The organism is Clavibacter sp. VKM Ac-2873 (assembly GCF_015351075.1).
In the GTDB taxonomy this organism is placed as follows: domain Bacteria; phylum Actinomycetota; class Actinomycetes; order Actinomycetales; family Microbacteriaceae; genus Clavibacter.
Window position 1 is genome coordinate 1 of sequence record NZ_JADKRS010000003.1, and the last position, 12352, is coordinate 12352.

Here is a 12352-nt window from a genome sequence, read left to right on the forward strand (position 1 = left end):
CCGCCGTCGAGCTGGAAGACGCCGAGGGTGTCACCGCGCGCGAGCAGGTCGTATGCGCCCTGGTCGTCGAGGCCCAGGTCCTCGAGCACGAGCTTCTCGCCGCGGTTCGACTCGATGTTGTTGAGCGCGTCGTCGATGATCGTGAGGTTGCGCAGCCCCAGGAAGTCCATCTTGATGAGGCCGAGCGACTCGCACGCGGGATAGTCGAACTGCGTGACGATCTGGCCGTCCTGCTCCCGCTTCATGATCGGGATGATGTCGATGAGGGGCTCGCTCGACATGATGACGCCGGCCGCGTGCACGCCCCACTGCCGCTTGAGGTTCTCGATGCCCAGCGCAGTCTCGAAGACCAGCTTCGCCTGCGGATCCTCCGCGATCACGTTGCGGACCTCGACCGCCTCCTTGTAACGCGGATGCGAAGAATCGATGATCCCGTCCAGCGGGATGTCCTTGCCCATGATCGCGGGCGGCATGGCCTTCGTGAGCTTCTCGCCCATGCCGAAAGGAAAACCGAGGACCCGCGACGCGTCCTTGAGCGCCTGCTTGGCCTTGATGGTGCCGTACGTGACGATCTGCGCCACGCGCTCGTCGCCGTACTTGTCGGTCACGTACCGGATGACCTCGCCGCGGCGACGGTCGTCGAAGTCGACGTCGAAGTCGGGCATGGAGACGCGATCCGGGTTGAGGAACCGCTCGAACAGGAGGCCGTGCTCCAGCGGATCGAGGTCGGTGATGCCCATGGCGTACGCGACCATCGACCCGGCACCCGAGCCGCGGCCAGGGCCCACCCGGATCCCATTCTCCTTCGACCAGCCGATGAAGTCGGCGACGACCAGGAAGTAGCCCGGGAAGCCCATCTGCGCGATGACGCCGACCTCGTAGTCGGCGCGCTTGCGCACGTCGTCGGAGAAGCCGCGCGGGTAGCGCCGCACGAGGCCGCGCTCGACCTCCTTGACGAACCAGGTCTGCTCGCTCTCCCCCTCGGGCACCGGGTAGCGCGGCATGTAGTTCGCCGACTCGTTGAACTGCACATCGCACCGCTCCGCGATGAGCAGCGTGTTGTCGCACGCCTCCTCGTGATCGCGGAAGAGGTGGCGCATCTGCTGCGCGGTCTTCAGGTAGAACTCATGGCTGTCGAGCTTGAACCGCTTGGGGTCGTCCAGCGTCGAGCCGGACTGCACGCACAGCAGCGCATCATGCGCCGTCGCATCCGCCGCACGCGTGTAGTGGAGGTCGTTGCTTGCGACGAGGGGAATGTCGAGATCCTTCGACATCTTGAGCAGATCACCCATCACCCGACGCTGAATGCCCAAGCCGTGATCCATGACCTCGACGAAGTAGTTCTCGCGACCGAAGATATCCCGGAAGTCCGCCGCCGCTGTGAGGGCCTCATTGTATTGGCCGAGGCGGAGGCGCGTCTGCACCTCGCCGGACGGGCAGCCGGTGGTGGCGATGAGGCCCTTCGCGTACGTGCTGAGCAGCTCGCGGTCCATGCGCGGCTTGAAGTAGTAGCCCTCCAGCCAGGAACGCGACGACAGGCGGAAGAGATTGCGCATCCCCTCGGTGGTCTCGGAGAGCATCGTCAGATGCGTGTATGCCCCCGAGCCGGAGACATCGTCGCCGCCGCCGTTGCCCCACCGCACCCTGCTCCTGTCAGAGCGGTGAGTTCCGGGGGTGACGTACGCTTCCGTCCCGATGATCGGCTTGATCCCCGCCGCTTTGGCGGTGCGCCAGAAGTCGAATGCGCCGAACACGTTGCCGTGGTCCGTCATCGCGACAGCGGGCATGCCCTCCTCGACAGCTGCATCAATGAGCTGCTTTACGCGCGCCGCGCCGTCGAGCATCGAGTACTCCGTGTGCGCGTGTAGGTGGACGAAGGAGTCGTTCTTCATCTGGGATCTCTCGGATGTGTTCGTGTTACAGGCACGTACGTCAGACCACGTCGGCCTGGGGCAAGTCGGCAGGCCGGCTCGCGGAACGGGAACGCACCGCCACGACCCCCCCGAAAGCCACAAGCACGAACGCCCCGGCGATCCCGATCACCGCGTCGGGGCGAAAGATGCTGAACATCCATCCCGCGGCGGCGGCGGACAACGCGTAACCCGCGCACGAGGCCGTGTAGTTGAGCGAGAACGCCGCTCTCTGGGCCTCCGGGGCGACGATCGACTTGAGCTCGAGGCTTCGCACGAGGAGCAGGACGGACATGAAGAGCCCCGCGGCGACGACCCCCGCACCCATCCCCACTAGGCCCGGTGCGAAGGCGGCGGAGCACACACTGACCAGCATTCCGAGGAGCAGATAGCTGCCCTGCATCCTCAGCCCACCGGGGAGCCCCCGTCGGCCATACCACAGGGCGCCGGCAGCCCCGATGAGAGAGAACCCGCCGAGGGTCGCTCCGAGCCACAGCCGCTCGATGCCGCGGTATTCGAACAGGGCAGGGAGCCCCAGCTCGACGAGCGCCATGAGGAACATGACCAAGGCGGATGTGACGTACACGGGCCAGCCCGCACCGATCCCGACACCGCCCCTGGTCCGGGGCCGCCACGCTTCCGGGGCCCGGTCCGTCGTGATGAGCAGAACCAGCACCGCACCGGCCACGAGGATGAGACCGCTCACCATCAGGGGAGTGCCCGCGGACGCGGTCACTCCGGCGACGGCGACGAGTCCAGGAGCTGCGGTCCAGACGAGCGTGCCGTGGATCCGGGCCGCCGCAAGAGCACGGGCGGCGTCCTCTTCCGCGAACGAGTTCAACAGGTAGACCTGGATCGCCCCCGGAGCCGCCGCAGGCGCGATACCCGTGACGAATGAGAGCACGATCAGCCATGCGATCGGGAGGGCGGCACCCGACAGCGAGAGGCCGAGGGCCGTGATCCCGCCGAGGAGCAGGCAGACCGAAAGGAATGCGGTGAAGTTCCGAGGCCGCAGGAGGACCCCGAGCCACGTCGCTCCTACGAGCTCCCCCACCACGTACGACGCTGCGAGCCCCCCGCCCAGAGCGGCCCCGGAGGGGCGGCCTTGCACGAGGAACAGCAGGGCCAAGGGAGCCATGGCGACCGGGAGCCGTGCGGCGAACGCGGCCGCGGCCCATACGAGGAATGCGCGGTGCGTGTAGGCGAAGCGCGGTCTCACGTGGTCGTGGAGCGACGAGCGGAACCCGGGAACGCCGTGGCCTCAAGCTTGAGCGCCGCCTCCAGCTCTCGGGCTCGTGATCTGGTCTTCGCGATGACCAGGCACTCCATGGTGTCGGACTCCCGGCCGTCGGCCGTCACGAGCACGACGCCCTCGCCTCGGTCGCGGGACCAGGCCAAGCTGGTCCGTTCTAGGAGGCCGACGAACGGCATGACATCGATGACCGGGATGTTCCGAAGCGACGAGATGCAGACGGCGTCAGCGTATCTGGGCCCGATGAGCGCTTCCGCGATCCGGTGTAGCACGAAGCCGCCGCCCCAGCGCGCGTTGACCTCGTTGAAGAGGATGTCGCCTCCCGCGGTCAGGATGCCGTCGATGTTCAGGTAGCCCCTGTAGCCGACCGCAGCTGCGAGCTGGGCGAAGCGCAGGGCCCAACCGGATGCCAAGACGAGGGAATACGGCGGCAGGATGGCCGGGATGTCGAGCCCCTCCCACACCATCGACTTCGCAGCGGCGTCGTCGTCCAGTTCCATCCTGACGTCGCCGCTGTCGAGGAAGCCCGGACGGCCCTGGTCGTCGATGAGGAACTCGAAGTAGAAGATGTGCGTCGCGGGATGATATTCCTCTACGACGACCGTCGATTTCTCGCCCTCGGCGACCTTCGACCAGACAGAGTCTGAGAATCCGGCGACGTCCTCACCGAGCGGGATGGTCTCGCGCGCACCCGGCAAGGGAACGCTCGGCCCCCTGGTGCCGACTATGTTCCCGAAGCCCCCCGCGCTGTTGTCGCGTTTGATGATGAACGCCCCGGTCGCCGCCGTGTGCCGCGGGATCACCCGCGCCAACCCGGCCCTGTCATGGACCAGCGCCCCACGGGGGATCGGCATGCCGATCCCTGCAGCCATCTGCCGGAAGTGGGATTTCCTGTTGAACAGGTCCCCGCCGCGCTGCGCCGCGAAGCCCTCCCCGGAGAGCGAGGCGATCCCGAGCGCCTCGCTCAGCACGGCGACACCCTCCGTCATGAAGCAGGGCATGAGCGCCCAGTCGTCCTCGGTCGCCATGAGCCGATGGAGATGCGCGATCGTGTCCGGGGCCGTGAGGACGTCATCTCGGAGGATCCTCCCCGTGGTGACGTACCGTATGGAGCGCTCGTTGAAGCCGCGCATCTTCCCGACGTAGCCCATGAAGTCCGAGTCGATCACCGTGGGGGCGAGCACGATGTCCCCCGCCTCGACGAGCCAGAAATGACGTGCGGCCGTCTTCGCGATCGCCTCCATCGAGTCCAGCCCTATGCCGGTGGGATATTCGGCGCGATTGTTCAGGATGACGATCTTCGGCATGGGCGCCCCTCGGGCTGGTCGATTTTGGTGGGTGCGTACGCAATTGACCGGCGCGACCTCGAGACGACGAGCGCGTTCTGCCGATTGATTCGGCTGGTGACGTTACCGGACGGGAGCCCCGGGGTGGCCCTGCCGGAGTGGCGACTGTGCAGAACCCGCCTTCGCGCTCCGGGGGCACCCGACATGACGGGGCGACCCCGCACGAGCGACGGCTCCGGGGTGGGAGCGAACCGGGCGCCTGCAACGGCCGGGCGCTTCGGGGCATCGGCGCCGCTGCCACTGCGTGCCCGGACCCGACGCCCGCGTGCCCGGCCGCCCACTCCCGCTACCGTGGACGCATGCGCGTCGCCACCTGGAACGTCAACTCCATCCGCACCCGCGTGGGCCGCGTCGTCGACTGGCTCGTGCGCGAGGACGTCGACGTGCTGGCCATGCAGGAGATCAAGTGCAAGCCCGAGCAGTTCCCCATGGCGGCGTTCGAGGAGGCCGGCTACGAGGTCGCCGTGCACGGCCTCAGCCAGTGGAACGGCGTCGCGATCGCGAGCCGGCTGCCGCTCGAGGACGTCGTGACGACCTTCGAGGGGATGCCGCGCTTCGGCAAGCCCGACGCCTCCGGGCAGTCGCCGCTCGAGGCGCGCGCGATGGGCGCGACCGTCGCGGGCGTCCGCCTCTGGAGCCTCTACGTGCCCAACGGCCGCGCGCTCGACGATCCGCACTACTCCTACAAGCTCGAGTGGCTCCAGGCGCTCGCGGCCGACACGCGCGCCTGGCTCGCCGCGGATCCCGCCACCCCGCTCGCGCTCATGGGCGACTGGAACGTCGCGCCGCTCGACACCGACGTGTGGGATCCCGCGCTGTTCGAGGGCAAGACGCACACCTCGGAGCCCGAGCGGGCGGCATTCGCCGCGTTCCTCGACGCCGGGCTGGCGGACGTCGTGCGGCCGTCGATCCCCGAGGGCTACACCTACTGGGACTACCAGCAGCTGCGGTTCCCGCGGGACCAGGGGATGCGGATCGACTTCATCCTCGGCAACGGCCGGTTCGCCGAGCTCGTGGATGCGCCGCGGATCCACCGCGACGAGCGCAAGGGCGACGGCCCGAGCGACCACGTGCCGGTGGCGGTCGACCTCGACGTGGAGACCGAGCTCGACGACGATCGGCCGATGATCTTCTGATCCGTCGTCCGGGCGCCGCACCGTCGTGCCCGCCCGTCGCGTCGCCGCCGATTCCGGCCGGGCGGGACGCGCCCCGTAGTCTCGTGGCGTGACCCCCGACGACGACGCGACCCCGGCCCCCGGCCGCCGCGCCTCCCGCGGGCGCCGGTCCGCCGCCCCGCCCGCCCGCCGGCGGCGCCTGCCGGAGATCCCGAGGATCGCCCTGCCGACGCTCCCCCGCGGACGCGGCCGGGCGGATGCGGGCCCCGACGCCCGTCCCGCCGCGCGCTCCGCCGCGCGCCAGGCCGCGCGCGAGGACGACCCCGCCGGCCCCGACTGGGTGCCCCGCTGGATCCGCCGGATCGACCGCCGCATCCTCGTCACCACGCTCGTCTCCATGCTCGTCGCCGCGGTCGTGGGCGGCAGCATCGCCGCGATGGGGCTCGGCCTCATCTTCGTCACCGACGCGTGCGACGTGGACGCCTACGTCTGCGACGACTCCCTCTTCACGATCGGCTACGCGCTCTCCGTCGCGGGACCCCTGATGCTCACGGGGATCGCCGTGATCGTCGCGCTCGTCGGCATGATCCGCGGCCGCACCCGGCCATGGCTGGTGCTCCTCATCGGCGTGGGCGCCTCGCTCGCGGCGTACATCCTGGGCGCCGTGCTCGTGCTCGTCGCCGTGCCCGGGTCCTCCCCGGTCACCTGATCCCGCGCGGGCGCAGGCCGGCCAGCCGCCACGGCGGCGCGGGCGCGGCGGTCCGCTAGCGTGGGAGGTCCGGCGCGCCTGACGCGGATCCGGGGGAACGGCCGCGCACGCGGCATGCGAGGGGGCGGTAGTGGACAGCGGACGTGTGGCTCTGGTCATCGAGGACGACGGCGACATCCGCCAGCTGCTCGAGGTGGTCCTGCGCCAGGGCGGCTTCGAGGTGCACTCCGCCGGCACCGCGACCGACGGCGTCCGGCTGGCCGAGGAGGTCTCGCCCGACGTCATCACGCTCGACGTGGGCCTGCCCGACTTCGACGGGTTCGAGGCCGCGCGCCGCATCCGCCTCGTGAGCGACGCCTACATCGTGATGCTCACGGCCCAGGGCGAGGAGGTCGACACCCTGCTCGGGCTCGAGGCCGGGGCGGACGACTACATCGTGAAGCCGTTCCGCCCCCGCGAGCTCCGCGCCCGCATCTCCGCGATGATGCGCCGACCGCGCGGCGGGGACGCGACGGCGACGCCCGCGGCCGGGATCCCGGTGACCCCCGACGCCCCTGCCCCCGCCGCTACCCCTGCCGCCGACGCGGACGAGCCGGCGCTGTCCGCGGCCGCCGCCCCCACGACCGTCCCCGCGCCCGCCCCGGCCGCCGAGCCCGCGTCCCCGGACGACGACGTCCTGCGCCACAACGGCCTCGAGCTCGACGAGGGCACCCGCCACGTCACGGTCGACGGCGAGCCGGTCGACCTCACGCGCACCGAGTTCGACCTGCTCGCGTCGATCCTCGCGAGCGGCGGGCGCGTGCGCACGAAGGGCGACCTCGTGCGCGACATCCGCAGCGGCTCCTACGCCGTCGCCTCCTCCACCGAGCCCGAGGAGCGCGCGGTCGAGGTGCACCTCGGCAACCTGCGCCGGAAGCTGCACGACGATCCGCGCGAGGCGCGGTGGATCCAGACGGTGCGCGGCGTCGGCTACCGGCTCGCGCCGCCGCGCGCCTGAAGCGCCGCGCGCCTGAAGCGCCGCGCGCCTGAAGCGCCGGGCGGCTGAGGCGCCGGGCGCCGACGGACATCGGGGGGCTGCCGCGGGACCGGTCCGGTCCCGCAGCAGCTGCGCCGTGGATCGGGGTCCCCTCGGGTGGGATCCCGCTCCGTTCCTCCGACCGGCCTGTCGCGGGAGCCGGGCGGGCGTGCGCGTCGGCCGTCGGGGCGGCCTCGCGCACGGGTCTAGTCGGGCGGGTAGCCCGCCTCGGCGCGGATCCAGGAGCGCATCGCGTCCATGCTCCGCTCGCCCACCTCGCCGAGCTCCGGCAGCATCGCGGTGGCGCGGCCGTGGTCGGCGGACCGGATGGCCTGCTCGAGCCGCGCCGCCTCGTCGCTGAGCAGGAGCGCGCCGACCATCGCCGCCGAGCTCTTCACGCTCAGGCAGGCGTCGAGCGCGGCCGCGCGGTCGCCGGCGCGCACGGCGGCGTCGAGGCGGACCCAGCGGCTCGGCCACAGGTCGACGAAGAAGCGCAGGAAGTCGACGCAGGCGTGCTGCCCGTCCGTGAGCGCGCCGGGGCAGGTCGGCTCCGGGGGCGCGGGGATGGCGGTGGGGGCGCCGACCGGACGGGGGGTTCCGGCCGGCGCCTGCCCGCGACCGGGTGCGGGGGCACCACGGGTCGCGAGACGGTCGTCCGGACGGGGGGATCCGGACGACGGGGTCCCGCGGCGCGGCTCGGGGTGGCCGCGCGGCGGGGTCACGCCCCCTGGCGCGGGAACGCCGGGGGACGGAGCGGGGGTGTCCGTCGCGGGGACGACGGACAGGCGGGCGGGGCCGGGCTCGTCCGACAGCTCGGCCAGCAGCTGCTCCAGGACGCGGACGTCGAGGAGCGGGGGGAGCTGCGGGACCCGGGCGGCATGGGCGCTCACGCCCGGCCACCGTCGAGACGATCGGAAGGACCGGGGAGGCCGCCGTCGGGCACCGGCCGCGCATCCGTGGATCCGGCACGGCACCCGGTGCGCGCGGCTCGGGCGCCGCTCGCGGGGTGGTCGTGGGGGATCATCCGGTCCTTCGATCGCTCGTGTCGGACGGGTGGCCCCGTCGTCCTCCGAGCGTGACACCGGCGCATGCCGGATCCGATCAAGGTGGGGACAAGATCAGCTCAAGTCGGGCGCGGTGTGGCAGAGCCGACGCGCAGCGGCAGCCGCACGCGCATCGTGGTGCCCGTGCCGACCGCGCTCTGCACCTCGATGGTCCCCTCGTGCGCCTCCACGATCGACCGGGTGATGCTGAGGCCGAGCCCCACGCCCGCCACCGTGCTCGCGCGGGCGGAGCTGGTGCGGAAGAAGCGCGTGAACAGCTGCGCGGTGTCCTCCGCCGACATGCCCACGCCGTCGTCGGTCACGCAGAGGCGCAGGTGGTCGCCCTCGACGTCCACCTCGGTGACGACCGTGCCGCCCTCCGGGGTGTACTTCACCGCGTTGCTCAGCAGGTTGTCGAGCACCTGGCCGATGCGCACGGCGTCGACCTCGGCGACCAGCTCCGCGTAGTCCGGCTCGACCAGCGTGACGCCGCTCGCCATCGCGTGGGGGCGGATCACGTCGAGCGCGTTCTCGACGATCTCGCCCACGTCGACGAGGTTGCGGTTGACGGCGAGCCGGTGCTGGGCCGCCGTGAGGAGGTCGCCGATGAGGCCGAGGAGGCGCTGCGCGTTGCGCTCCACGATGGCGAGGCGGGCGGCGGTGATGCGGTCGTCGATGTCGTCCTCGACGAGGTCGTCGGCGATGAGCTCGACGTAGCCGAGGATCGAGGTCAGCGGCGTCTTCAGCTCGTGCGAGACGCTCGCGACGAAGTCCTCGCGCTCGGTGACCGCGAGCGCGAGCGCCGTGACGTCGGTGCTGACGACGACCGTGCCGAAGATCCGCCCGGAGGCGTCCACGAGCGGCGACAGCGAGGCGAGCACGGCCTTCTGCGTGCCGCCGTCGCCCACCCAGTAGACCTCGCGGCCGACCACCTCGCCGGCGCGGGCGCGCGCCACGAGCTGCCGCTCGGGCGGCACGGCGGTGGTGCGGTCCTCCTCGTAGACGTGGATGCCGAGCATGGGGTCGTCCGGGTCGGCGGGGCCGGCGAGCGCCATGAGCTCCTGCGCCGCGCGGTTCCGCAGCATGATCCGCCCGTCGACGTCGAGGACGACCACCGTGTCGTCGATCGCGTCCAGCACGCCGTCGATGATCGAGTTGCGCTCCTGCAGGTCGACGAGCGTGCCCGTCAGCTCGAGCTGCATCTCCTCCAGGCGCGCGTGCTGCCGGATCAGCTGCTGCGCGAGCAGGTTCACGGCGACGGCCACGAGCAGCATCACGACGGGGAGCACGACCAGGTGCGACCAGCCGACCGTGCCCTCCGGGAGGGTGCCCGTCCGGAAGAACGGCAGCGCGAGGACCGAGGCCGTGCCGATCGCGCCGAGCCACAGGACGTGCAGGGCGAACGCGTACGCGAGCCAGATCACGGGGAAGACGATGAGGAACGCGGTCGACGGCACCTGGTCGGCGATCGCGTCGTGGCAGAGGGCGAGCGCCGCGAAGTCGAGCATCGGCAGCACGGCGACCCAGTCGGAGTCGATGCGCTCCCAGGGCACGACGGCCGCGAGGATCGTGACGATCGCGGCGATGACGGCCCCGGCGACGAACCCCGGATCGGCCACGGAGTCGAGGTCGCCTGCGCCCGCGACGATGCCGACCACGGCGAGGCTCAGGATGAAGGGCAGCTGCGCGTGCAGCGGCTTCGAGAACGTCATGCTGCGGAGCATGGCCTGCGCGCGGGACCCGTGGCCGCGCCGCACGTCGGAGGGAGCAACCTCGCCCACGTGACCCCCCGGATGCGGTCACCCCGTCCCGCTCATCGATACTAGCCACGAGTGGAGCGTCAGCCCCTGGGTGACGTACCCCGTGGTATGGGCACGTACGATTCCCGGATGACCGACCTCCCGCACGAGCACCGCGTGGAGATCGCGTTCCTGGTCGCGTCGCCCGTGCACCGGCTCGAGGGACGCCCGTCCGACGGCCCGCGGGACGAGCCGGGCGAGCCGCCGTCGCGGGTCTCCGTGCGCGTGCGCGCCGGGCTCGGGATCGTCGGCGACCGCTACTTCGGCCAGCGCGCGCACCGCACGGCGGCGGTCACGGTGATGGCCGTCGAGTCGGTGGAGCGCGTGGCGCGCGAGCTCGGCGTCGACGCGGGACTGGATCCCGTCGACACCCGCCGCAACGTGCTGCTGCGCGGCGCGGACGTGGACCGGCTGCGCGGCATGCGCTTCAGCATCGACTCCGGCCACGGGCCCGTCGAGTTCCAGGGGCACCGCCCGGCGAACCCGTGCGCGTGGATGGACGTCATGCTCGCGCCCGGGGCCTTCCGCGCGCTCCGCGGCCGCGGCGGGGTGCGCTGCGAACCGCTCGGCGACGGGATCCTCACGGTCGGGCCGGCCGTGCTGCGCACCGAGCGCCCGCTCGCCGACGTGGACGGCGCGGACGACGCGGACGGCGGCGCGCGCCTGTTCTGACGCGCGCCGCCGGGATCCCGCGCGCCTCAGTGGACGGGCGTGCCGCCGGTGACCGCGATCGTCTCGCCGCTCGTGAAGCTCGACTCCTGGCTCGCGAGGAACACGTACGTCGCCGCGATCTCCGCGGGCTGTCCCGGGCGGCCGTAGACCGACTGGGATCCGAACTCCTCCACGTCCGACGCCGACTGGCCGACGGGCTGCAGCACGGTCCAGAACGGGCCGGGCGCGACCGAGTTGACGCGGATCCCCTTCGGCGCCAGCTGCTGCGCGAGCCCCTGCGTGAAGTTGCGGATCGCGCCCTTGGAGACCGCGTAGTCGATCTTGTCCGGGCTCGGCTGGTACGCCTGCGACGAGCTCGTCGTGATGATGCTGCCGCCCTTCGGCAGGTGCGGGATCACGGCCTTGCTCAGCCAGAACAGCGAGTAGACGTTGGTCTTCATCGTGCGGTCGAGCTGCGCGGTGTCGAGGTCGAGGATGTCGTCCTCGTTGCGCTGGTAGCCGGCCACCATCACGAGGCAGTCGAGGCCGCCGAGCGCCGCGACGGACGCCTGCACGATGTCCTGGCAGGCGGTCTCGTCGGAGATGTCGCCGGGGACGAGCGCGGCGGTGCGCCCGTCGGCCTCGATCGTGGACGCGGTGTCGCGCGCGTCCTCGAGCTCCTCGTCGAGGAAGTTGAGCGCGATGTCCGCGCCCTCGCGCGCGAACGCGATCGCGACGGCCTTGCCGATGCCGGAGTCGGCGCCCGTGATGAGCACCCTGCGGCCCTTCAGGCGGCCGAAGCCGACGTAGCTGTCCTGGCCGTGGTCGGGCGTCGGCTCGAACCTCAGCTCGTCGCCGGGGCCCGTCTGCTCCTGCTGCGGGAACGGCGGCGACGGGTACTGCGCGATCGGGTCCTGGATCTCGTACTGGTTGCCGGAGTTGCGGATCTCGGTCATGCGCTGCGCCTTCCTGGAGGGGATCGGGGGTCGCCTCCCACCCTGGCCCGGTGGGTGCGCGCCGTCCGGGGAGGCGGCCGGTGGCGACGGCGCGGCCCCTACGATCGGCGCATGACGTCGACGCCCGAGCCCGACCTCCCGCCCGTCGAGTTCGCGTTCCCGGGGCCGCTGCGCGACCGGCTCGTCGCCGCGATCGTCTCGGGCGAGAAGACCTCGACCAGCTCGCTGCTGGCCCAGTACGCGGCCGACGGCGAGGAGCTGCCCGTCGTCGGATCCCGCGGCGCGGTCATCGACTCCGCCGGGCGGCCGGTGCTCGTGATCGAGACGACGGCCGTGGAGGTCGCGCGCCTCGCGGACGTGCCGCTCGCGCACGCGGTGGACGAGGGCGAGGGCTTCACGACGGTCGCCGAGTGGCGCGCCGGCCACGAGGACTTCTGGACGTCGCCCGAGGTCGTGGCCGAGCTGCCCGACGGGTTCGCGCTCGACGACGACACCGAGATCGTGATGGAGCGCTTCCGGGTGGTGGGCACCGCGGATCGACCCGCCTAGGGTCGGG

General features: G+C 71.8%; 11 protein-coding genes. 5 read left to right on the forward strand and 6 right to left on the reverse strand.

The genetic code is table 11. From position 1 onward, the window contains the following. The 3 genes from dnaE to ITJ44_RS09905 form a co-directional block, all read right to left on the reverse strand. On the reverse strand, positions 1-1892 hold a 1892-nt coding region (gene dnaE, locus ITJ44_RS09895), incomplete at its 3' end, for a DNA polymerase III subunit alpha (RefSeq protein WP_194635062.1). A 40-nt stretch (positions 1893-1932) separates the two neighbouring features. Next, complete coding sequence (locus ITJ44_RS09900) at positions 1933-3039, reverse strand: hypothetical protein (protein WP_194635064.1); 1107 nt, start codon at positions 3037-3039, stop codon at positions 1933-1935. A gap of 86 nt (positions 3040-3125) precedes the next feature. Beyond that, positions 3126-4469 (reverse strand): peptide ligase PGM1-related protein, encoded by a 1344-nt coding sequence (locus ITJ44_RS09905; protein ID WP_194635066.1) that lies wholly within the window; start codon positions 4467-4469, stop codon positions 3126-3128. Between the two features lie 338 nt (positions 4470-4807). Here ITJ44_RS09905 and ITJ44_RS09910 point away from each other — a divergent pair, with 338 nt between their 5' ends. The 3 genes from ITJ44_RS09910 to ITJ44_RS09920 all read left to right on the forward strand — a co-directional run bounded on the left by ITJ44_RS09910 (position 4808) and on the right by ITJ44_RS09920 (position 7329). Continuing rightward, positions 4808-5644: an exodeoxyribonuclease III gene (locus ITJ44_RS09910; RefSeq protein ID WP_194635068.1), complete on the forward strand. Its 837-nt coding sequence runs from the start codon at positions 4808-4810 to the stop codon at positions 5642-5644. An 88-nt stretch (positions 5645-5732) separates the two neighbouring features. Beyond that, entirely contained in the window at positions 5733-6332 is a 600-nt protein-coding gene (locus ITJ44_RS09915; RefSeq protein WP_194635070.1) for a hypothetical protein, read from the forward strand. Between the two features lie 130 nt (positions 6333-6462). Beyond that, positions 6463-7329 carry a response regulator transcription factor gene (locus ITJ44_RS09920; RefSeq protein ID WP_194635072.1) on the forward strand — a complete coding sequence of 289 codons (867 nt, stop codon included), beginning with the start codon at positions 6463-6465 and terminating at the stop codon, positions 7327-7329. A gap of 224 nt (positions 7330-7553) precedes the next feature. Here ITJ44_RS09920 and ITJ44_RS09925 read toward each other — a convergent pair whose 3' ends face one another. After that, positions 7554-8237, reverse strand: a complete 684-nt coding sequence (locus tag ITJ44_RS09925) for an Hpt domain-containing protein (protein ID WP_370551666.1) — start codon at positions 8235-8237, stop codon at positions 7554-7556. Between the two features lie 233 nt (positions 8238-8470). Beyond that, positions 8471-10102 (reverse strand): cell wall metabolism sensor histidine kinase WalK, encoded by a 1632-nt coding sequence (locus tag ITJ44_RS09930; protein WP_228494966.1) that lies wholly within the window; start codon positions 10100-10102, stop codon positions 8471-8473. 177 nt (positions 10103-10279) lie between these two features. Between ITJ44_RS09930 and ITJ44_RS09935 the strand changes: the two genes are divergently transcribed. Continuing rightward, positions 10280-10861: an MOSC domain-containing protein gene (locus ITJ44_RS09935; protein ID WP_194635078.1), complete on the forward strand. Its 582-nt coding sequence runs from the start codon at positions 10280-10282 to the stop codon at positions 10859-10861. Between the two features lie 26 nt (positions 10862-10887). On the opposite strand, the gene ITJ44_RS09940 is transcribed toward ITJ44_RS09935, so the two are convergent. Beyond that, entirely contained in the window at positions 10888-11796 is a 909-nt protein-coding gene (locus ITJ44_RS09940; RefSeq protein WP_228494967.1) for an SDR family oxidoreductase, read from the reverse strand. Positions 11797-11907: 111 nt separating this feature from the next. Here ITJ44_RS09940 and ITJ44_RS09945 point away from each other — a divergent pair, with 111 nt between their 5' ends. After that, a complete protein-coding gene (locus tag ITJ44_RS09945) occupies positions 11908-12345 on the forward strand; it encodes an ASCH domain-containing protein (protein WP_194635080.1) in 438 nt (145 codons plus the stop codon). Positions 12346-12352 lie beyond the last annotated feature (7 nt).